The 23,051-nt window shown below is 38.0% G+C and carries 17 protein-coding genes and 1 pseudogene; 13 read left to right on the forward strand and 5 right to left on the reverse strand.

What is annotated here, in order from left to right; genetic code table 11:
• The first annotated feature begins 2 nt into the window (after positions 1–2).
• From rnmV to JP39_RS01600, 3 genes are all read left to right on the forward strand, one after another.
• Entirely contained in the window at positions 3–584 is a 582-nt protein-coding gene (gene rnmV, locus JP39_RS01590; protein WP_041499858.1) for a ribonuclease M5, read from the forward strand.
• The gene (gene rsmA, locus JP39_RS01595; RefSeq protein ID WP_041499859.1) at positions 571–1,452 is read left to right on the forward strand and encodes a 16S rRNA (adenine(1518)-N(6)/adenine(1519)-N(6))-dimethyltransferase RsmA; all 882 of its coding nucleotides are present in this window, start codon (positions 571–573) and stop codon (positions 1,450–1,452) included. The genes rnmV and rsmA overlap by 14 nt, the downstream gene beginning before the upstream one ends.
• A gap of 75 nt (positions 1,453–1,527) precedes the next feature.
• Positions 1,528–1,821 (forward strand): Veg family protein, encoded by a 294-nt coding sequence (locus tag JP39_RS01600; protein ID WP_041499861.1) that lies wholly within the window; start codon positions 1,528–1,530, stop codon positions 1,819–1,821.
• 503 nt (positions 1,822–2,324) lie between these two features.
• On the opposite strand, the gene JP39_RS01605 is transcribed toward JP39_RS01600, so the two are convergent.
• The gene (locus tag JP39_RS01605; protein ID WP_041501690.1) at positions 2,325–3,353 is read right to left on the reverse strand and encodes an IS30 family transposase; all 1,029 of its coding nucleotides are present in this window, start codon (positions 3,351–3,353) and stop codon (positions 2,325–2,327) included.
• Between the two features lie 483 nt (positions 3,354–3,836).
• Between JP39_RS01605 and purR the strand changes: the two genes are divergently transcribed.
• From purR to JP39_RS01630, 4 genes are all read left to right on the forward strand, one after another.
• Positions 3,837–4,679, forward strand: a complete 843-nt coding sequence (gene purR, locus JP39_RS01615; RefSeq protein ID WP_041501286.1) for a pur operon repressor — start codon at positions 3,837–3,839, stop codon at positions 4,677–4,679.
• 74 nt (positions 4,680–4,753) lie between these two features.
• Positions 4,754–6,142: a bifunctional UDP-N-acetylglucosamine diphosphorylase/glucosamine-1-phosphate N-acetyltransferase GlmU gene (gene glmU / locus JP39_RS01620; protein ID WP_041501287.1), complete on the forward strand. Its 1,389-nt coding sequence runs from the start codon at positions 4,754–4,756 to the stop codon at positions 6,140–6,142.
• A 14-nt stretch (positions 6,143–6,156) separates the two neighbouring features.
• Complete coding sequence (locus JP39_RS01625; RefSeq protein WP_041501288.1) at positions 6,157–7,140, forward strand: ribose-phosphate diphosphokinase; 984 nt, start codon at positions 6,157–6,159, stop codon at positions 7,138–7,140.
• Between the two features lie 313 nt (positions 7,141–7,453).
• Positions 7,454–8,488 carry a hypothetical protein gene (locus JP39_RS01630; protein WP_082330618.1) on the forward strand — a complete coding sequence of 345 codons (1,035 nt, stop codon included), beginning with the start codon at positions 7,454–7,456 and terminating at the stop codon, positions 8,486–8,488.
• 542 nt (positions 8,489–9,030) lie between these two features.
• Here the strand turns inward: JP39_RS01630 and mscL are convergent.
• The 4 genes from mscL to JP39_RS01650 all read right to left on the reverse strand — a co-directional run bounded on the left by mscL (position 9,031) and on the right by JP39_RS01650 (position 14,376).
• The gene (gene mscL, locus JP39_RS01635) at positions 9,031–9,441 is read right to left on the reverse strand and encodes a large conductance mechanosensitive channel protein MscL (RefSeq protein ID WP_041501290.1); all 411 of its coding nucleotides are present in this window, start codon (positions 9,439–9,441) and stop codon (positions 9,031–9,033) included.
• 631 nt (positions 9,442–10,072) lie between these two features.
• Complete coding sequence (locus tag JP39_RS01640; protein ID WP_041501291.1) at positions 10,073–11,773, reverse strand: glycerol-3-phosphate dehydrogenase/oxidase; 1,701 nt, start codon at positions 11,771–11,773, stop codon at positions 10,073–10,075.
• Positions 11,774–12,220: 447 nt separating this feature from the next.
• On the reverse strand, positions 12,221–13,564 hold the full coding sequence (locus JP39_RS01645) for an HD domain-containing protein (RefSeq protein ID WP_041501292.1): 1,344 nt from the start codon (positions 13,562–13,564) through the stop codon (positions 12,221–12,223).
• A complete protein-coding gene (locus tag JP39_RS01650; RefSeq protein WP_048699035.1) occupies positions 13,564–14,376 on the reverse strand; it encodes a lipoate--protein ligase family protein in 813 nt (270 codons plus the stop codon). Before JP39_RS01650 ends, JP39_RS01645 begins: the two co-directional genes overlap by 1 nt.
• 733 nt (positions 14,377–15,109) lie before the next feature.
• On the opposite strand from JP39_RS01650, the gene JP39_RS01655 reads away from it, so the two are divergent.
• The 6 genes and pseudogenes from JP39_RS01655 (at position 15,110) to abc-f (JP39_RS01680) (ending at position 22,686) form a co-directional block, all read left to right on the forward strand.
• On the forward strand, positions 15,110–15,550 hold the full coding sequence (locus JP39_RS01655; RefSeq protein WP_041501293.1) for a YwiB family protein: 441 nt from the start codon (positions 15,110–15,112) through the stop codon (positions 15,548–15,550).
• Between the two features lie 46 nt (positions 15,551–15,596).
• Positions 15,597–16,250 (forward strand): DNA-directed RNA polymerase subunit delta, encoded by a 654-nt coding sequence (gene rpoE, locus JP39_RS01660; RefSeq protein WP_041501294.1) that lies wholly within the window; start codon positions 15,597–15,599, stop codon positions 16,248–16,250.
• A 165-nt stretch (positions 16,251–16,415) separates the two neighbouring features.
• Positions 16,416–18,029, forward strand: coding sequence for a CTP synthase (locus JP39_RS01665; protein WP_041501295.1), 1,614 nt, complete (start codon positions 16,416–16,418; stop codon positions 18,027–18,029).
• A gap of 40 nt (positions 18,030–18,069) precedes the next feature.
• Entirely contained in the window at positions 18,070–19,350 is a 1,281-nt protein-coding gene (locus JP39_RS01670; protein WP_041501296.1) for a UDP-N-acetylglucosamine 1-carboxyvinyltransferase, read from the forward strand.
• 294 nt (positions 19,351–19,644) lie between these two features.
• Positions 19,645–21,093: pseudogene (gene abc-f, locus JP39_RS01675) on the forward strand (ribosomal protection-like ABC-F family protein).
• Positions 21,094–21,231: 138 nt separating this feature from the next.
• Positions 21,232–22,686 carry a ribosomal protection-like ABC-F family protein gene (gene abc-f / locus JP39_RS01680; RefSeq protein WP_041501297.1) on the forward strand — a complete coding sequence of 485 codons (1,455 nt, stop codon included), beginning with the start codon at positions 21,232–21,234 and terminating at the stop codon, positions 22,684–22,686.
• The last annotated feature ends 365 nt before the right edge of the window (positions 22,687–23,051 follow it).

Raw genomic sequence — 23,051 nt, forward strand, 5'->3', positions numbered from 1 at the left:
TTATGAAAAAAATAAAAGAAATTATTGTAGTTGAAGGTAAGTCTGATACGAATCGTTTGAAAGATTGTTTTGGCGACGAGGGTGTTGATACGTTGGAAACAACTGGCTCAGCTCTCAGTGAAGAAACGGTTAAACGAATCAAGATTGCTCAAGCAAAACGGGGCGTGATTATCTTTACTGATCCCGATTTTAATGGCAATCGTCTGCGGACTATCATTCAAAAAGCTGTTCCTGATGCTAAACAAGCTTTTTTACCTCGTAACAAGGCTGTTCCTAAGCACAGCGACGGCAGTTTGGGCATTGAACACGCTAAAGATGCTGATATTAAAGCCGCTTTGGCTGCTGTTTATACCCATACCGATGAAAAATTTGCGGAATATAATCACGCTGATATGGTAAATTTAGGTTTGATTGGTGAACCAGATTCTCATCAACGTCGATTAGCAGTCGGATCCGAATTAAAAATCGGGTATACGAATGCTAAACAATTTTTGAATCGATTAAATATGTTCCAAGTTGCTCCAGCCGATTTACTAGCTGCGGTTAAAAATTTTGATAAGGGAAGTACTCATGACACAAAATAGATTAAGTATTGCTGATCCTATTCGCACAAATGACATTTTGCGTAAATATAAATTACGCGCCAAGAAGAGTTTAGGACAAAATTTCTTAACCAATGAAAAAGTTTTGGACGCAATCGTTGATGCCAGTGGTTTAAAGTCCGATGAAATTGCCATCGAAATTGGACCTGGTATCGGAGCTTTGACAGAAAAGTTAGCTCAAGTTTCTGAACACGTCTATGCTTTTGAAATCGATGATAAGTTGATACCAGTTTTGGCCGATACATTGCAATATTACGATAATATCGATGTAATCAACCAAGATATTTTGAAAGTTGACCTCGACGAGTTTGTTAAGGAAAACGATTTGGAAGGTAAGACTATCAAAGTTGTTGCCAACTTGCCTTACTACATCACCACACCAATCATGTTGAACTTGATTGAAAGCGACTATCCTTTCCAAACATTAGTTTTGATGATGCAAAAGGAAGTCGCCGAACGAATCACTGCCAATCCGGGGCACCGTGAGTACGGTTCACTATCAATCGCCGTGCAAACACAGATGAATGCAAGAATTGATCGTATCGTCGGTAGTAAGTCATTTATTCCTAGACCAAAAGTCGATTCAGCGGTAGCTGTTTTGGACAGATTGCCTAAAGAACAAATTGATATCGAAGATCCTGAATTCTTCAACAAGTTAGTTCGTTCAGCTTTTATGCAAAAACGTAAGAGTTTGATGAACAATATGCTAAATTGGTTAGGCCGTACCGATGAAAATCGTGAAAAAATTAAAAAAGTTTTTGAAAAATGTGGAATCGCGGAAAATGCCCGTGGTGAGCAGGTTTCAATCGAACAATTTAAGCAAATGGCCATCGAATTTAGCAAAAAATAGATTACAAATATATTATTTTATTGAAATTTTCAGTGATACGTGGTAGAATTTCACTCCTAAGGAGTGATTATTATAATGCCAACATCATTGAAGACAATTAAGAGTCGTTTGGATTCACACTTAGGTGAGAATTTGACCATTGTCGCACAAGCAGGTCGTAAAAAGGTTGTCCGCCGTCGCGGAACTTTATCAGAAACATTCCATTCAGTTTTTGTCGTAGATTTAGATCAAAATGAAAACTCATTTGAAAGAGTTTCATACAGCTATGCCGATTTATTAACAAAATCTATCGATATTCAATTTGATAGCGATGAACCTGCTGAAGCAGATTCAGAATCAGATTCAGACGTTGAAGCTGAAGCTGAATAAATATAATAAGCGTTCATTAGATGGGTTTGAACATTTTTGTTCAGGCCCTTTTTTTGTTGTGTTGAAATATGCCGCCCCCGGTTGCCAGAAATGTAGATACCCGCTTGTGGGACCGGTGCGAGCCAAGGTCTCGCGCCTCGCTTTTGAGCCGAAGACCGCGTCTCAAAAGACGTCCGTGGTGTAATGGCTAAAGCCATAACGCCACTTTCACAGCGGTACTACATTTCTGGCAACCGGAGGCTAGGGTTTTAAAAAAATTCAATTTTTTGTATTAATAATATTTAATTATTTAATAATGGACTATTTTGGCGAAACTTCATGAATAATTTTGTGCCAAGTGTTTGAGGGTAGATTCGTTGGTGTCGTTATTTGATGAAATTATTTATTTTAAGTAGTAATTTCAATTTTTAGGATGAAATTTTATTTTCGAAAATTACAAGAACAAGTTAGCCACTTGTCCAAAAAATAAATACGAAATATATCAGTGCCAGAAAAGTGCATTTCTAAACTCCACAGAAACTAGTGAATAGTTCCCGTGGAGTTTTGTAGTTCAACAACTTTCTAGGCATATCATTGAGCTTTGATTCAATAGAGGATACTAAATCTGGAGCAATAGAATCGAGTGACAGCCCTTTGGGCAAGTCACGACGAATCATTCTATTATGTGCTTCATTGGTTCCTCTTTCTGAGGAAGTATATGGATGTGCAAAATAAACATCTGAAACTCCAGACATAACAGAATCGAGATTAGCAAATTCAGGACCATTATCTGCGGTTATCGAGTTGATAATGTGACCGTAATTATGTTTGATCTCTTCCATAGCGTAATCAACAGAGTCGGCATCTCTACCGTCAATAAGTCGCATTATCTCGAATCTGGATTTACGCTCAATAAGTGTTAAGACTACGCTCTCGTGACCATTTCTCTTACCAACGATAGTATCAATTTCAAAGTCACCAAAATCTTCTCGCAAGTCAACGCTCTCAGGACGTTCCTCGATACTTCTACCCAATAGACGCTTATGTTTCTTCGAAACGTGTAGCTTGGTAGATCTATTCATTTTGTCGGTTAAGTCTATATTACGTATCTCTAAACGTTGTTCATCGATGTACTTATAAAGAGTGGTAGTTGATACCATTTCATCTTTAAAGAATAACCCATCGACACGTGATCTACCTGCGATTATATCTGGAGACCACCCCTGTTTGAACTGTTCTACAAAGTAGCTTAGGAATTGTTTAACTCGATTAAACTTAGAAGGTCGATGACACTGCTTACGCAGCGTGTCATAACGTAATTGAGCGGTATCAGGGTAATAATCATTAGAGAAATATTGTTTCCCATTAACCTTTTTAACCTGTCTTACGGTCCCTCTGCGGATCTCATTATTAATAGTTTGAGGGCAAACGCCAACGGCGTGAGCAATCTTACGATTTGAGAATCCCAAAAGGTGAAGCGAAGCTATTTCACCACGTTCAATTTCAGTTAAATGGTGTCCCTTAGGTCGTATTATGGTATCATTTTCTTGCATCAAGACGAAAAACCTCTTTCATTGTTTGTGTAGGAACTCCAATGATACCTGATTTTTTCGTCTTGGTGTTTTTATTTTGAGCTTTTATTGAAAGTGGCTAACTTGATTATAAAATTCGCCGAAATTTTATTTTATCAATTTTGAAGGATTAATGTATTCAATTAAAAAAATTAATTAGTCGGAAGGGCTGAGAATATTTACCCGCTGTGGGTGTGGCGTTATGGCTTTAGCCATTACACCACCGGGCGTGTTTGGAGACTTACCGGTCTTTGGTAAGGCTTCAAACCGAGGTTCGAGACCGTTCTTTGGCTCGGACCGGTCCGCATAGCAGGTAAATGTTCTCAGCCCTGCAGACGGACAACCATAGAAACCAACTATCAGCTTTGGAGACGGCATATTTAACATTCCTTCGAAAAAAACATGAATTGTTCATTGTTTTGCTTTATAATCTTGTAGGAAGATATGCTTTTAGGAGAAAAAAAGATGAAAACACGAAGAAGCGAACGTTTAATTGATATGACTCGCTATTTACTGGAACGACCACATACACTGATTTCTTTGGCATTTTTCGCTGATCGTTTCGAATCAGCTAAGTCATCGATATCTGAGGATTTAGGAATTTTACGCAGAACTTTTATGATTAGGGGCATCGGAGTTCTGGAAACATTGCCTGGCGCTGGGGGCGGTGTTATTTTTACACCTGGAATTTCCAAGAAAGAAGCTACGGAATTTGTTGAAAGCACCTCGAAACGTTTGGTTGAACCTAACCGAATTTTGCCTGGTGGCTATTTGTATTTGACTGATCTTTTGGCTGATCCCGAACTATTGAGAACTGTCGGACGTATGATTGCAACGCAATATTCACAAAGCTCAATTGATGTCGTTATGACAGTGGCTACTAAGGGTATACCAATTGCCCAAAGTGTAGCTAATTTCTTGAACATTCCATTTGTGATTGTTCGTCGTGATTCAAAGATTACTGAGGGCTCAACAATTAGTGTTAACTATGCCTCAGGATCATCTGATCGAGTTGAAAAAATGGAACTTTCTAAACGAAGTCTTGATGAAGGATCACGTGTCTTGGTTGTCGATGACTTTATGAAAGGTGGCGGTACTATCAACGGATTGCAGAGTTTGATTTCTGAATTTAATGCTATTTTCGTTGGTGCTACAGTCTTTGCGGAGAACATTAACATCCATAGTCAATTTAGTGATGCCGAAATCACATCAATATTTAAGGTAACTAAAATCGATACACACAATAAAATTTTGAACGTTGAACCAGGAAATTATTTAGCTAATACCGATTTCAGTTATTTTGAATAAATTCTTGATTGAGCAGTCATATATAATAATGCTATTATATATAAGGATATTTGAATGACTGAAGGGAGTTTCTGATGTCGAATCGTTATGTAATAATTCTTGCTGCTGGAAAAGGCACAAGAATGAAGTCGAGATTATACAAAGTTTTACATCCTGTTGCAGGTAAAGCTATGGTCGACCACGTCCTAACTCAAGTAGAAAAGGTCCAACCGGACATGATTGAAACAGTTATTGGCAATGGTGCTGACAAGGTTAAAGAATTACTTGGTGACAGAACAAAGTATGCTTTGCAATCTGAGCAATTAGGTACAGGTCATGCTGTTTTGCAAACCGAAAAAGATTTAGGTGACAAAGATGGTATTACTTTAGTTGCTACTGGTGATACACCATTGTTCACTGCTGCTACTTTTGAAAAATTGTTTGATTTTCATGAAAAAGAAGGCGCTGCTGCCACAATTTTGACAGCCCACGCTGATGATCCATTCGGTTACGGTCGTATTGTCCGTGATGGAAATGGCAACGTTGAAAAGATTGTTGAACAAAAAGATGCTTCAAGAAGTGAACAAGAAATTCAAGAAATAAATACTGGTGTTATTTGTTTTGATAATAAGTTGTTGTTCAAGAACTTGCACGATGTTAAGAATGACAATGCTCAAGGCGAATATTATTTACCAGACGTAATTTCAATGCTTAAGGAACAAGGTAAGAAAGTCTCAGCTTATGAAATGGCTGACCTCAGTGAATCAATGGGTGTAAATGACCGTGTTGCTTTGTCTAAAGCTGAAAAAATTATGCAAACAAGAATCAACGAAGCACATATGCGTGATGGTGTTACAATCGTTGACCCTGACAATACTTACATTGATGTAGATGTTGAAATTGGCAATGATACTGTGATCGAACCTAACGTTAAGATTTTTGGTAAGACTAAGATTGGTTCAGAATGTATTATCGGTTCTGGTTCAAGAATTTCTGATTCAGAGATTCAAGATAATGTTGAAGTAATTAGTTCTACGATTGAAAATGCTATCATGCACAAGGGTAGCAATATCGGTCCTAATTCACATCTCAGACCTAATGCTGAAATTGGTCGCGATGTTCACATTGGTAACTTCTGTGAAATTAAAAATGCTAAAATTGGTGATAGAACTAAAGTGGGTCACTTAACTTATGTTGGTGATGCTACACTTGGAACTGACATCAATGTTGGCTGTGGAGTTGTCTTTGTAAATTACGATGGTGTTAAGAAGTGGCACAGTAATATCGGTGATCATTCATTTATCGGTAGTAACTCAAACATTATTGCTCCAGTTGAAATGGCTGACCACTCATTTATCGCTGCCGGTTCAACAATTACGAACGACATTCCTAAGCATGCAATGGCTATTGCGCGTCAAAGACAAACAAATAAAGAAGATTTTTGGGATAGATTACCACTATCAAATAGTGAAGATTGGAAATAAGGGTGAATAATTAAATGTCATTTCAAAATAACGAACAACAACCAATGAAGATTTTTGCATTGAATTCAAACAAGCCTTTAGCTGAAAAAATTGCTAAAGAGGTTGGCGTACCACTAGGAAAGTCATCAGTTACACGTTTCAGTGATGGCGAAATCCAAATTAATATTGATGAAAGTATTCGTGGTTCAGAAGTATTCTTGATTCAATCAACTTCAGCTCCAGTTAACGATAACTTGATGGAACTTTTGATCATGGTTGATGCTTTGAGACGTGCTTCAGCTTCAGTTATCAACGTTGTGATTCCATATTATGGTTATGCTAGACAAGACCGTAAGTCACGTTCACGTGAACCTATTACTGCTAAATTAGTTGCTAATATGTTAGAACGCGCTGGTGTTGACCGTGTTCTTGCACTTGATCTCCATGCTGCACAAATCCAAGGATTCTTTGATATTCCAGTTGATCACTTGATGGGTGCTCCATTATTAGCTGATTACTTCTTGTCAAACCACCTTGAAGAAGGCGCAGTTGTTGTTTCACCTGATCATGGTGGTGTTACACGTGCCAGAAAACTTGCTGAATTCTTGAAGACACCAATTGCTATTATTGATAAACGTAGACCTCGTGCCAATGTTGCCGAAGTTATGAACATTATTGGTAATGTTAAAGGCAAACGTGCCATCATCATCGATGATATGATCGATACAGCCGGTACAATTTCATTAGCATCACAAGCACTTATCGATGCCGGTGCTACTGAAGTTTACGCATGTTGTACACACCCAATCCTTTCAGGCCCAGCTATCGAAAGAATTGAAGCATCACCAATCAAGACTTTAGTTGTTACAGATTCAATCAACCTTCCTAAAGAAAAAATTATCGACAAGATGGTTCAAGTTTCAGTTGGACCACTTATCGGTGAAGCTATCAAACGTGTCCACGACAATGACCCAGTTAGTCCATTGTTCAATACACGTTTCGAAAGAAAGAGCAAATAAAACAGAGAGTGGAACAAGCCCGGGAATTTCCGAGCATTTGCATGACTTCACGAATTATCCGCGTACTTTGCGGATGATTTGTGAAGTTAGGCAAAGCGGAAGAAATTGGCTTGAGTAACTCGTTTTAGAGCCACTGCATATTTAAGGGTTCTAAAATAAAACTGCATATAATATATATATAAGTTCAAAAAAGAGTTAATAATCAAGCCAATTTGATTACTAACTCTTTTTATTTTGCAAACGATTTCATCCTTATCAACTTCGTGATATTATGAGCAATAGATAGGCCGATTCAAGACCAAATTGGGGTGATATGATGAAACAGTATAAAGTAATTGTTTGGGGTCTCGGCAATGTTGGCCGGGCCGCAATTAGAATGATTCAGGAAAAGGAATCTTTACAATTAGTTGCCGCAGTGGATGTCGATCCAAAGAAGATTGGTAAGGATGCTGGTGAGATTTTTGATTTTCCAAAAACTGGCGTTACTGTAACTTCTGATATTGATGAGGCATTGAAATTTGATGCGGATGTAGTTTTAGATTACACACCTTTGGTTCGTGATGAAAAAGGCGGTTTTACACCTAGTGCAGTCGATGTTTGTCGTGTTTTGAAAGCCAAGAAGAATGTTGTTACGACTTTGCCAATCTATTATTCACAAGCAACGACACCTGATCTTTATAAGATGATTAATGACACCGCTAAAGAGAATGGCGTTTCGTACTTGCCAACAGGCTTGTTGCCAGGAGCTTATGCATCATATATTCCAACAGTTTTGGCAGGATTAATGGGTCGTGTCGATAAGATAACAGTTCAGTCTGGTGAAGATGATCAACACAATTATTCAAGTTGGGTTAAGGTCTTCGGTTATGGAATGGATCCAGATAAGTTCCCACAAGATAAACTTAAATTGGGAATTGCATCGTATTATGTTTCAGGCGTTTACGAAATGGGTGAGCGTTTAGGATTTAATTTCGATGATATGAAGATTGAACATGAGTGGTACACAGCTCCCGAAGATTTGCATCCAACATTTGGAACAGTCAAGAAGGGCACACTATGTGGTCATAAATTTACTATGAGCGGCATGGTAAATGGTGAGGCCAAAGTAAGTTTGATATATGTCCACAAGATTTGTGATGATGTCGTTAAGACACCAGCAATTGATAATGAAATTCACATCGAAGGAATGCCAAAAGCTTTGGATATCAAGATTGATGGCATGATGCCTTTGGATGAAAGCTATGTTACAAGCGCTGCACCAAGTGTTAACGTAATTCCAATGGTAGTTGATGGCGACAGTGGATTCTTACAAGCACTCGATTTGAAAGTTGTTACACCGCTAAAATAAAATATCCCGTCTCCAGTGATGAGAACATTTACCTGCTATGCGGACCGGTCCGAGCCAAAGTACGGTCTCGAACCTCGGTTTGAAGCCTTACCAAAGACCGGTAAGTCTCCAAACTCTCCCGGTGGAGTAAGAGCTAAAGCTCTAACACCACTACCACAGCTGGTAAATATTCTCATCCCTTCCGACTAATTGCAATTTGCAAACTAATTTTATATGTTAGATATAAAATATTCTTAAGTATAAAAAAATTCTAAGTGAGGAGTGGATTCTTCACTTAGAATTTTTTGTTTACTATTTGCTAAATTGATAGGTATTTTATATTTTTGCTTTTATTAATCCAAAATATAATATTAATACATTAGCCGTAGGGTGCGATGAGTTTGCCAGCCATGAAAGTGTTGTTAGAACAGTGGTTTTCTGTTCTTACAACACTAACGTATTTTGAGATTTGCGTTTTGTGCAAAGCTCAGAATCGAGGTGCGAGACCTTGGCTCGCACCGGTCCATGGCAGGCATAACTCAATCGCAACCGGAGGCGGCAGTCTAATACCTATTGTTATGGTCATTTCTTTGTTGATATCTTAATAAATCACGGATTTGTTGTAAGTATTCAGTTTGTGGGTCAGGTATTTCGTCACCATTTTGATCAAACTTACTACGTGAACCGTCACGGCGCATTTTGTTCATCATCTTAACGATCATAAAGACTACAAACATAATGATTAGGAAATTGATTAATGCGTTAATGAAATCACCAATTAAAAAGTTGGCTCCTAAGACTTGAAATTTCATATCTGATAGATCAATTTGTCCAATAAAAAGTCCGATTAGCGGATTCAAAAGGTAAGTAGTAGTCGCTGATACTAAACTATTAAAGGCAGCACCAACGATAACACCGACAGCTAAGTCAACAACAGTACCACGGGAAATAAATTCTTGAAATTCCTTAAACATTCTCGCTAAATCTCCTTCATTGATAGTATCTAAATAAAAGTTATACAGCTCCAGAGATGAGAACATTTGCCTGCTATGCGGACCGGCCCGAGCCAGAGTGCGGTCTCGAACCTCGGTTTGAAGCCTTACCAAAGACCGGTAAGTCTCCAAACACGCCCGGTGGTGTAACAGCTAAAGCTGTAACGCCACACCCACAGCGGGTAAATGTTCTCATCTCTTCCGCCTAATTAAGACTAATTTGGCAGATGTGAAATCTGGTTTAGTTCTTTCGACTTTCAAATAGAACCTGTTTCAAAGTACAAGATTCACTTTACTATATTTTTGAAAAAATTAAAGAGCAGTAATTGTTTTTTATTTAAATTTTAATAGAGGATAGAAAAAGTTGCCTTGTCGTAAGGTGCCTTGGAGGAACTGTTGAAATAAAAAAAGCAATCCACCGGAATTTAATTCTAGTGAATTGCTTTTAGATTATTTGAATATCAATATCTCTGAATACTTTTATACTCAATTAGTAACGATTAATTAGTCGGAAGAGCTGGGAAATATTTGTGTGCTGAGACTTGAGACCGTACTTTGGCTCAAGTCGTTCCGCACAGCTTGAGAATATTTCCCATCTCTGTAGACGGGATATTTAAATTTTATTTTTAAGATATTCCGCATATTTCTTTTTGACATCACTCAGATCAGTCAACGCTAATTTCTGGTTAACTTCATCTGTCATATCCTGTTTAGTGTCATCGTCCCAGTTATAGTATTTAGTCATGTAATCAATAACGGCAGTTTTGACACTCTTCATGTGGCTGATATCAAATAACATTTGACTGCTACGGCGAAGTAGATAGTCGATTGGATGTTCAACCATTTCAAACTCAAGTCCATAATTCAACATTGCCCAGTCGATTCGTGGTAAACGAGCTTTCGTTTTGGTTTCAGGCAATAGGCGATAAACATCGAGAACATTTGAGCCGTAACGTTGAACTAGTTTTTCGGCGTCTTCTCGATCGAGGTCATAGTTGATAATACCTTCGTGAACTTCTTGATCAAAGAAATCCATCCAGCCATTGTCGCCACCGACATCACCGCCAGATAAAGCTAAATCTTGGGTGATGGTAGCTTTGAATTCATAGTCGGTTTCAAATGCTAATTGTTGTGCTACACGGTCGACAATTTTTTCAGCCATCTTACGATAACCAGTTAATTTACCGCCGGCAATGGAAAGAAGGTCGGAATCGGATTGGAAAATCTCATCTTTACGAGAAATTTCAGAAGGAGATTTGCCTTCTTCTTGAATTAAAGGACGAACGCCTGACCAGCCACTTTCAACATCATCGGGTGTTAAATATTGTGGTAAATCAAACATTTCGTTGGCAGCTGCTAGGATATATGTCACATCAGTTGCGGTGATATTTGGTTCCTTTGGATCTTCAGTCCATGTTGTATCAGTCGTACCGATGTAAGTTTTGCCTTCACGCGGAATTGCGAACATCATGCGTCCATCGTGGAAAGGTGTATCGAAGTAGACGGAGTTAGAAATTGGAAACTTTTCATGGTCGATAACTAAATGAACTCCTTTGGTCAAGTGTAGATGCTTGCCTTTATTGGAGTCATCCATTTGTCTAATTTCATCAACCCAAGGGCCACAAGCATTGACGACCTTTTTAGCATGAATCTCGCCAGTTGAGCCATCAATGAGATTCTTGAAAATGACGCCACAGATTTTATTGTTGGCATCATACAACAAGCCAGTTGCTTTAACATAATTGGCAATTAGAGCACCATTCTCGTTGGCCTTCTTCAAAACTTCTAGTGTCAGACGGGCATCGTCAGTTCGATATTCGACGTAGACACCCGAACCCTTTAAGTTTTCACCCTTTAAGTATGGTTCACGTTCCAAAGTTTCGTGTGGATTGAGCATATATTTACGTTCGGAGCGTTTAACTTCAGCCAAGCGGTCGTAAACGTCCAAGCCAATTGCAGTTGAAAATGGTCCAAAAGTTCCGTCATCATAAAATGGCAACATCATTTTTAGTGGAGTCGTAACGTGTGGAGCATTGTTATAAACTAAAGCTCTTTCGCTGCCGACTTCATGAACTTCTTTAATAGCAGCTTGTTTGAGGTAACGGAGTCCACCATGGACTAATTTAGTCGAGCGGCTTGAGGTACCGGAAGCAAAATCACGCATTTCAATTAATCCAGTTTGAATATTTCTGGTTTGGGCATCGAGTGCAATACCACTACCAGTAATACCGCCACCGATTACTAACAAATCCAATACTTGGTCCTGCATTTGTTGCAGGTTATCTGATCTCGTTTTGTTGGAAAATTCTGTCATGATACCCTCCTGTATTTCACACATTTTGGCAAATTAAGCATAATCTCATCGGCCAGTAATTGCACAAATAAAATATCAAAATAGGCTAGTTATTATTCTAATAACCGAAAGTTGCCGTTTCCAGAGCTGAGAGTATTCATTCTGCTGCGCGGTACGGTTCGAGCCAAAGTGCGGTCTCGAACCTCGGTTGAAGCCTCGCAAACCCCGCGAGTCTCCAACACGTCCGGTGGTGTAAGAGCTAAAGCTCTAACGCCACTTTCGCAGCAGATGAATACTCTCAGCTCTTCCAACTAATTTATTACGTTGATGATGAACAAATAAAGAATCGCAAATAATGAATTCAGGAACATTAAAAAAATACTTTTAGACTTGCTATAACAATGTTCATATCAGGTTCTCAACTTTCAATCTTTAGTTTAATAAAATTATGTAAAAGTTGAAAGCGTTTTAGTGAACGATTTTGTCATTATGGATATGTTTTTGGAATTTTTCGTAATCGTCGCTAAAAATATCGTCAGAATGTTGAATCAACATGGATTTAGGGAAGTAGAAACGTTCGTCGCCTAAAATTTTACCGGTTAAGGCATTGACCAGGCGGCTGACTGTTGAAAGCTCAATCAATGAACCATCGTCTTGCATGATTTCAATCTGAGTTCGACTCTTGTTGGAATTAGGATTGTAAACGTCATAAGGCAAATCGTAACTTGTATTAGTAGCGGTGTAATAGTCTTTATCAAAACCAACGTTTTCAACTATTTGAGCTAACTGTGGCAACATGTGCTCAGTTTTATTGTCGTATTCAGCGGACTTAAATGGCTTACGTGATAAGAAACGGTAGGATAGATCCTTGAGAATCTCATCAGGATAACTTTGCCAAAGGGTAAAGTAAGTATTTAAGATGCCATCATCAAGCAACAAATAATCGTTGATCGTAACTTTGTTTTCGAAAAACGGAATCAAGAGACTAGGCATTTCGAATCCGTTCATATGGTTGTGCTCATAGAGGTCTTTGGCACGTTGCAGTAACTTAGTCAAGACAACTTCCATACCTCGTGAGACGGGATGAAAATAGACCTGTTGATACATCTGGAAGCGACTGACGATATAATCCTCGACCGCATGCATTCCATCATTGTCAAAAGCAATTCCGCCTTTGTATGGACGCATAACTCGCAGAATACGTGTGAGATCGAACATTCCGTATTTAGTACCAGTGAAATAGGCATCACGTAAGAGGTAATCCATTCGATCAGCATCAACTTGACTAGAAATCATTTGGACAACTTGGGGATTTGGATATGTGTGAGCAATAACACCAGCAACTTTTTCTGGAAAGTCATCTGAAACTTGGCGTAAAACAGCATTGATTTCAGTTTCTGGTGAAGTGATAATTCTTTGAGTCCACATTTCGTGGTCAGTATTGAAGATATGTTCAAAAGTATGCGAGTAAGCACCGTGGCCGACATCATGCAGCAAGGCAGCACACAAAGCTACGATACGTTCGTTGTCATCCCAGAGACCATCGCCTGGAGTTTTGGTTGGATAATTGCGTTGAAAGTTATCGCAAATTTGGCGTGTGATTTCGTAAACACCCATACAATGTGTGAAACGAGAATGTTCAGCACCTTGGAAAGTAAAGGATGACGTTCCCAATTGTTTAACACGACGGAGACGTTGGAATTCTTTAGTGTTGATCAAGTCGAGAATAACTTTATGTTGAATATGAATGTAGTTGTGAATTGGATCGCGGAAAACTTTTTCTCGTGGTAACATTTCGATATTGTATGGCATTATTTTTCCTCCAAAATAATTTTGTTACGTTTTATTAAATCAGTTAATGTAGTATTATAAGCCTTTTGGTAAGGCTCGGAGTTTTGAATAATAAAAAATTCTTCACGGTTAATTTGGTAGTGAGCAGCCAGCACATCAAGAATTTGTTGCTTAGCTTGAGCAATGGAAAGCTTTCGATCCAACAAAGTGTCGAGGTTTTCCATCGCCTGCAAGTCAATTTCTGGATATTCAAACTTTTCATGCTTGGGAAAGTTGCTGACTTCATAAAAATCTTTCATCAGTTGGCTACGTTGCTTTTGGTCGCCATTGATACTAATGTAGGCCATGACAGCCACTGCATTGCCAGCCCGTCGTTGCGAAATACCCGCAAACTTTTTACCATTGATACTGAGGTCATAAGTTCCAGGACAGTAGGAATGAGTAATTTCACCAGTCTCAATTTGAGTCGAGAAAGCTTGTTTTAATAAGGAATGCATTTTTTCATATGCATCATCGATTAAGAGATTGTCCTTGTCTGGCAAAAAAATCGTACAGTTGAGGATACCTTCATCAGTCACAACACCCAAACCACCGGAGTTACGTAAGTAAAAGAGATAATCTTTTTCCGACAGCATTTCCAGACCAGCTTGCAAATTATGTAGTCGCTTGTCTTGCATTCCTAGGATGACAGTTGGTGGCGTTGTCCAGAAGTGAAGCACAGGTTGACGATTCTCGGAGACAAATTTTAAAATAGCACCAGTGTCTGAAAATGGAACAAGCATATCTTTGTTAGAGCTTATTTTTTGGTCGTATAATATAATAGTATTGTTCACTTGATCACTTCTTCGTTTTTTTGTTGTTATCGTTGTTATTGAAGGATGCCGCCTCCGGTCGTCAGGAATTTTCGCCTGCTATGAGGACCGACTTGAGCCAAGGTCTCAAGTCTCGCTTTGAAGCCTTGCCATAGTTCGGCAAGTCTCCAAAGTCGCCCTGTGGTGTAATGGCTAAAGCCATAACGCCACCTCCATAGCTGGTGAAATTCCTGGCGACCGGAGGCTAGAGTATTTAAAAATTCATCCGTTCCTTCCTTGGATTTGATGCATTAGTAGTTACTTGAGGATTAATCAACTCTGGTGTTTGATAAAACACTTCTTTAGTTGCAGTCGATTCCAAATGATACGAGATAATAATTTTCGTAGTATTTAGAATCGACTGCAATATTCAGAGAGTTGATTTAAACACACATTTCTTAGTAAAGAACATAACGAATTTATTAACACTTAATAGTAAAATATTCATTGAAGGTTGGATGCAAAAGTATCAAACTAAGACATTCGTTCAAAGAATTAGTCGGAGGGTTTGAGAATATTTACCGGCTGTGGGTGTGGCGTTACGGCTTTAGCCGTTACACCACCGGGCGAGTTTGGAGACTTGCGAACTTTGCAAGGCTTCAAACCGAGGTTCGAGACCGCACTTCGGCTCGGACCGTTCCGCATAGCAGGTAAATGTTCTCAAACCCGGAGACGGCTTACAAATATAATTTTATCATGTAGAGGCAGTAGGGTATTGGAAAATAATAGTTTTGATATAAATGTCCAATTAAATATTGAGACATTGCAATCGGGAGAATTAACGCATACCAAAATTTCTGAACCGGGTAAATTTACTCAAATAGGAAATTCAATTTATTTAAGATTTAACGAAAGTCTAGAAAATAATGATAAGGCTTCAATCTTAGTTAAAATTACGGAAAAGGGTGAAATTCATGTTAAACGTGTCGCCAAATCGACTAATTTAGCATCTTTACTTTATTTCACTCATCAAGAACACAACACAGGCCACTTGGAAACGGAATATGGTGTTTTACCTTTAGACACTTATACCAAGGATTCGAAGGTCGAAATTGTAAGTAATCCGCTTTCTGGAAAAATAAACATTGATTATGACTTGATTTACGACAATAATGTAATAGGTAATTATAAGTTTAGATTGATTTTTGGCGCTTAGGTCTATATCATTATAAGTAAGACGCTGCGAAAGGACGTGTACACGTTTGAAGTTTGACAAATTCAAGGATCAAAACAAAGACGAACTCTCATTGATCGAGGTCGCTTATGAGATTCTAAACAACAATAAAAAAGAAGTAATGAATTTCTCAGATATCATTAATGAAATTCAAGATTATTTGGGTAAGTCTGATACAGATATTAAGGAAGCACTTCCTCAATTCTATACAGATTTAAATAACGACGGTAGTTTTCTTTCACTCGGCGAAAATGTTTGGGGTCTACGTAAGTGGTATCCATATGATTCAGTCGATGAAGAAGTAAATCACCCTGAGGATAATGGTACCGAAAATACTCACAAAGCTGCTCAAAAGGTTAATGCCTTCTTGAGTGACGATGATGTAGATGATGATGTTGTCGATTATGACGATGACACTGATTTGAATGTGACTGATATGGATGATGACGACGAAACTGACGGTTCATCAGACAATGGTCCAGACTTATCTAAGTTTACTAATTCTGATTTAACATCTGTTGATGACGACGATGATGATGATGAACATGATGACGGTCTTGAAGATGGTATCGAAGGCCAATTATCAGAGTTTGACGCTGACGACGACGATGAAGATATCGATCTTTCTGATGACGATGATGACGACGACGATGATGATGACGAAGAAGACGAAGATAAATAAGTTTACTTTTTTGAATTAAAAGTTTGACGACTCGAACATATCACGGTATTATATAGTTCGGGCTCTATTAGATAGACAAATTCAAGTTCCCTGTTCATGCTGAATAGGGGACTTTTTTATTTTTGTGAGTAAGAAATCCCTAGAATTAATATGTGGAGGAAATCTATGACTAAGTACATTTTTATTACAGGTGGAGTTGTTTCATCATTAGGTAAGGGAATTGTTGCCGCATCCCTTGGTAGACTACTAAAAAATCGCGGACTAAAGGTGACAATGCAAAAGTTCGATCCTTATATTAACGTGGACCCAGGAACAATGAGCCCATATCAACACGGTGAAGTTTATGTTACCAACGATGGTACAGAAACTGATCTTGATTTAGGACATTATGAAAGATTTATCGATAACGATTTGAACAAGTACTCAAACGTTACAACTGGTAAAATCTATTCCGAAGTAATTCGTCGCGAACGTCACGGTGATTATAACGGAGCAACTGTTCAAGTAATTCCACATATTACAGATATGATCAAACAAAAAATTATGCGTGCTGCTACAACAACTGATTCAGACGTTATCATTACTGAAGTTGGTGGTACTGTTGGTGATATTGAATCACAACCATACCTAGAAGCATTGCGTCAAATGAAAGCTGAAGTTGGTTCAGAAAATGTTGTTTACATTCATACATCACTAGTACCTTACTTGAAGGCTGCTGGCGAAATGAAGACAAAGCCAACTCAACACAGTGTTAAAGAATTGCGTGGAATCGGTATCCAACCTAACATTTTAGTTGTTAGAACTGAATTGCCAATGCCACAAAACATGAAAGATAAGATTGCTTCATTCTGTGATGTTGATTCAGAAGCTGTTATCGAATCACGTGATGCAAGTTCACTTTATGACATTCCTTTGAACCTACAAGCTCAAAACTTTGATGATATCGTTTGTCGTTACTTGCACTTGGATACTAAGAAAGCTGACATGGCTAACTGGAACAAGTTGGTTGACCGTGTTCACAACTTGAAGCACAAGACAAAGATCACTCTAGTTGGTAAGTATACAAAGTTACAAGATGCCTACATTTCAGTTACAGAAGCACTCCGTTCTGCTGGATACGCTTATAATACAGAAATAGAACTAGAAAAGATTTCAGCTGATCTTATTACAGAAGACAATGTGGCTGATTATCTTAAAGATTCTGATGGTATTCTAGTTCCAGGTGGTTTTGGTAGCCGTGGTCTTGAAGGTATGATTACAACAATCAAGTATGCTCGTGAACATGATGTTCCATATCTTGGAATCTGTTTAGGTATGCAAATGGCAAGTATCGAATTTGCTAGAGATGTAGCTGGTATCAAGGATGCTACAACTGGTGAAGTTGATGCTAATGCTCCACACAAGGTTATTGACATCATGGCTGATAAGAAGGATGTTGAAGATCGTGGTGGTACTTTACGTTTGGGTGCTTATCCATGTAAACTAAAAGAAGGTTCAAAAGCAGCTGCTGCTTATGACAATCAATCAGTTATCCAAGAAAGACATCGTCACAGATATGAGTTCAACAACGAATATCGTAAGCAATTTGAAGATCTTGGCCTAGTATTCTCAGGTGTTTCACCCGACAACCGTTTGGTTGAAGTTATTGAAATCCCTGAAAACAAGTTCTTCGTTGCTGCTCAATACCATCCAGAATTCTTGTCAAGACCTACTAAACCAGAAGGCTTGTTCAAAGGATTTATCGGTGCAGCTTCAGGCCTTGAAGAAGACAACATGTAGTCTTCTTTTGAAGTAGTCAAATATAGTTAGGAAAAAGCTTATGCAAAAACTTGTAATCAACGGTGGAAAGAAATTATCGGGTGAAGTGACAATCGGTGGTGCTAAAAACAGTACCGTAGCGTTGATTCCTGCAGCCATTTTATCTGATACACCTGTAGTGTTAGATTCCGTTCCCCAAATTAGAGATGTAAAAAATTTACGTTCTATTTTGAAAGATATGAACGTTACTTCAGAAATGAATAATGATGTATTACGAATTGATCCGACAGAGATCCAATTTGCTGAATTGCCTAGTGGTAAAGTAAGTAGTTTACGTGCCTCATATTATTTTATGGGGGCCATGCTCGGTAGATTTGGTAAAGCTGTAGTCGGTTTTCCCGGCGGCGACGATATTGGACCACGTCCTATTGATCAACATATCAAGGGATTTGAAGCATTAGGTGCACACGTTGAGAACAAACATGGACAAATCATTATTACAACTCCTGAAGAGGGCCTTAAGGGAGCAAAAATATTTTTAGATATGGTTTCAGTTGGTGCAACAATCAATGTTATCCTCGCTGCTGTTAAAGCCAAGGGAACAACCGTGATTGAAAATGCTGCCAAAGAACCAGAAATTATTGATTTAGCAACTTTCCTTAACAACATGGGTGCTGTTATTCGTGGTGTTGGGACGGAAACGATTCGTATCGAAGGTGTTGATACGCTTCGTTCAAACAATGCACATACAATTATTCCTGACCGCATTGAAGCAGGGACTTATTTAAGTTTAGCTGCCGCAAATGGTGGAGATATCTTAGTTAAAAATATTATCAGTGAACATTTGGATGCATTTTTAGCTAAGTTGGATGAAATGGGCGTTAATTTGGAAGTTGGCGAAGACAGTATTTACGTTAAGCCATCTCCAGATTTAAAAGCTGTCAATATCAAGACGATGCCATATCCAGGTTTTGCAACTGACCTTCAACAACCAATCACTCCGCTTTTGATGAGAGCAAGTGGTGAAGCAATGATTGTTGACACTATCTATCCCAAACGTGTGAAGCATATTTCACAATTGGCTAAGATGGGTGCCGATATCACAAGTGAAAATGATTTGATTTTTGTTCACGGTGGTGCCAAGTTAAAAGGTGCTAATGTAACTGCTGATGAAATCAGAGCCGGTGCCTGTTTGATGATTGCTGGTCTTTTGGCTGACGGTCAAACAGTTATCGACCATGCTGAAAACATCTTGCGTGGTTACGATCAAGTCGTTTGGAAATTACACTGTCTAGGTGCAGATGTTAAATTAATCGGTGAAGACGACCTAATTGAGTCTTGACAGAAATGATTTAACCTGATAAATTAATTAATAGTTTAAAACAAGAGAGGAAGTGCGCCGTTGAGAAATTAAGTTCAAATTTTAAATTATACAAATATATTAATAATAATATTTCGTGTAGTTTGATTTGGCTTATTTTCCCAACAGTGTCTCCTTAAAAATAATTAAGGACGCTGTTTAGCGTCCTTTTTTTGTACGCAATTTCGTATCGCCAGATCAGCTGCACCTGAATGAGGGTGTTTTTAAATGGGAACAATACAAATAGAAAACGTGAATTTTAAATATGATCAAATGATGGATAATCTATTCAGTTCATTGAATTTGAAGATTGATGAGAGCTGGAAGTTAGGTCTGATTGGACGTAACGGTCGCGGAAAGACCACTTTGATGAAGATGTTACTCGGGCAATTAGATTATTCTGGAACCATCGTGTCAAATCTCAATTTTTATTATTATCCACAGCTTGTGGCAAATAAAAATGTTCCAACTGTTGAAGTAGTGAAGAACCTAGCTCACTTGGAAGATTACGATCTTTGGAAAATTGAAATTGAATTGGAAAAATTACAAGTCAGTACCGATGTTTTACAACAGGAGTTTGCGACCCTTAGTCCGGGCGAAAGAACTAAAGTACTATTAGCCATTTTGTTTATTGATGAATCTGGATTTCAATTGATTGATGAGCCAACCAACCATTTGGATATTGAAGGACGTAAGATTGTTTCTGATTATCTAAAAATTAAAAAAGGCTTTATCGTTATTAGCCACGACAAGTCATTCTTAAACCCAGTCATTGATCACGTGATTTCAATCAATCGTCAAGACGTTATGGTTTATAAGGGTAACTTTGATACTTGGCAAGATAATAAAGACCGTCAAGATCAATATGAAAAAGATCAAAAAGAGCAACTTCAAAAAGACATTGGTCGCCTACATGAAACAGCCGTTAAGCGGGAGAACTGGTCACAACAAGCTGAATCGCAAAAAAATAAGAAACACTATACCGAAAAAGTTAATTTGGATAAAGGTTTTCTGGGACATAAGTCAGCTAAAATGATGAAAAAGGCAAAGACTGCAGCTAAGCGAGTTGATTCGGCTATTAGTGAAAAGCAAGGCTTGTTGAAGAATATTGAAATTGAAGAACCGATTACTTTAAATTATCAAGCAGTCAGTCATCCTAAGGTGCTGGTAGAAGTGAATGACTTATTCTTACAACATGATGAAATAGTTACACCGACCGTTAATTTCAAAGTTGAGAATCATCAGGTTTTAGCCTTAATTGGTCAAAACGGTATTGGAAAAACGACGATTTTCAAGCAAATCTTAGGATTACCACAACCATTCACACAACATGGATAAATTCATATTCCGAACAATTTAAAAATTTCTTACTTAGCGCAAGATAATGAATTACAAGGCAATATCCGTCAATTAGCAGAAGTCAAAAAGATCGAACCAGAATTGGTATTCTCTAATCTGAGAAAATTGGGATTTGAACGCTATCTATTTGAACAGCCAGTTGAAGAGATGAGTCAAGGACAACGCAGAAAAGTTGCTCTAGCCTTGAGTTTGTCACAAGAAGCTAACTTATATTTTTGGGATGAACCGTTGAATTACCTGGACGTTATTACACGTCAACAAATTATTGATGCCATAAAGAAACAACAACCTACGATGCTTTTGATTGATCATGATCAGGATTTAATTGATTCAGTTGCTACTAAAAAGGTAGTTCTGAAACATTAATTTGAAAAAGAGGGGAATCCACAACTGAGAAAATAAGTTTGAATCTAAATTATACGAATATGTGTAGTTTAACTTGAACTTATTAGTTTAAGTGAGTATCGGAAGGTTAGGACTACACCCTGAACGAGGTGTTTTCAGATGGGAACAATACAAGTAAAGAATGTCAGTTTTAAATATCCAGCGATGGTGAATAATATTTTTGAGTCGCTCAATTTAAAAATCGATGCTGGTTGGAAACTAGGTTTAATCGGACGTAATGGTCGGGGGAAAACGACGCTTTTAAAAATTCTCTTAGGCCAATTAACTTACCAAGGTCAAATTACGTCAGATTTAAATTTTTATTATTATCCACAAACAATTGGAAATAAAAAACTGCCAACCAGAATAGTTGTGCAAGAACTAAGCGGCTTAGCAGAATATGATCTTTGGAAAATCGAAGTTGAATTAGAAAAGCTACAATTAGATATTAAAATATTAGATCAAGAATTTGCGACGCTTAGTCCAGGAGAACGAACTAAAGTCTTGTTAGCGGTCATGTTTGCTGATGAATCAGGATTCCAATTATTAGATGAGCCAACGAATCACTTGGATATAACCGGACGTCAAGTAGTGGCAGATTATTTACGAAACAAGCAAGGCTTCATAGTTATTAGTCATGATAAAGCCTTTTTAAATTCAGTTATTGATCACGTAATATCGATTGATCGACAGGATGTCTCAATTTATAGAGGTAACTTTGATACATGGCAGACAGCAATTGACCAACAAAATAATTTGGAACAGAACCAGAAAAAACAGTTAAGAAATGATATTAGGCGACTACATCAAACCGCTGTGGAACGAAAAAATTGGGCGCAGAAATCAGAAGCCCAGAATCCAGATAGCACCGGGAAAAAGATGATGAAAAAATCCCAAACCGTTGCCAAACGAGTGAATCAAAAAATCATTGCTAAACAGGCATTACTAAAGAATATTGAAGTAGAAGCGCCTTTAACATTAAATTATCATCCAGTATTACATCACCAAACGGTCTTAAAAGTTAATAATTTATCGTTACAATGCGATCGAATAACAACACCAACCATCAGTTTTGAAATTGAAGCTAATCAAGTTGTATCGCTAGTAGGAAATAATGGTATCGGTAAGACAACGATTTTTAAACAACTTTTAGGAATAGCACAGCCATTTAAACAAACCGGCACAATTGATTTTGTGAAAGATATTAAGATATCCTATTTATCACAAGAAAATGAATTAGTGGGAACCATTAAGCAAATAGCCACGAAAAGAGAGTTGGAAGTAGAGTTGATTTATTCCAATTTGAGAAAACTAGGCTTTGAAAGGGTGCTATTTGATCAACCAGTCGAAAAAATGAGTCAAGGTCAAAAGCAAAAAGTCGCTTTGGCAGTGAGCTTGTCAGAAGAAGCTAATTTATATTTGTGGGATGAACCGTTAAATTATTTAGACGTCATCACGCGACAACAAATTATTGAAGTTATAGAGAGACAACATCCAACAATGCTATTAGTTGATCATGATCAGGACTTGATTGAGACAGTAGCCAATCAAGTGGTGAGACTGGAAAATGTTTAGTTAGAGAAAGGTAGCCTGCTTTAACGTTGTAACTAAAACTCTTAAATTTAAAATATCCACTTTTTTGTATTTATATTTTTATGTAAGAACCACTATCTTAGTCGTAGGTTGAAAATTAGAAGTGTCAACAGTGATAGTGGTGTTAGTACGAGTGGTTCGTCTCGTGCTTACAGCACAGGACGTATTTTGAAATTCGCGTACTTTGCGAAGTTCAAAATCGAGCCTTGAGACCTAGGCTCAAGGCGGTCCCACTGTGGACACTTCTAATTTCCAACCGGAGACGGAATTTATCACTAATTCCAGCGTTATACAAGGTGACATTTTCCAGAATTATATTGAATATTTAACAAACTCATGATATTATT

Source organism: Companilactobacillus heilongjiangensis (assembly GCF_000831645.3).
Taxonomy (GTDB): Bacteria; Bacillota; Bacilli; order Lactobacillales; family Lactobacillaceae; genus Companilactobacillus; species Companilactobacillus heilongjiangensis.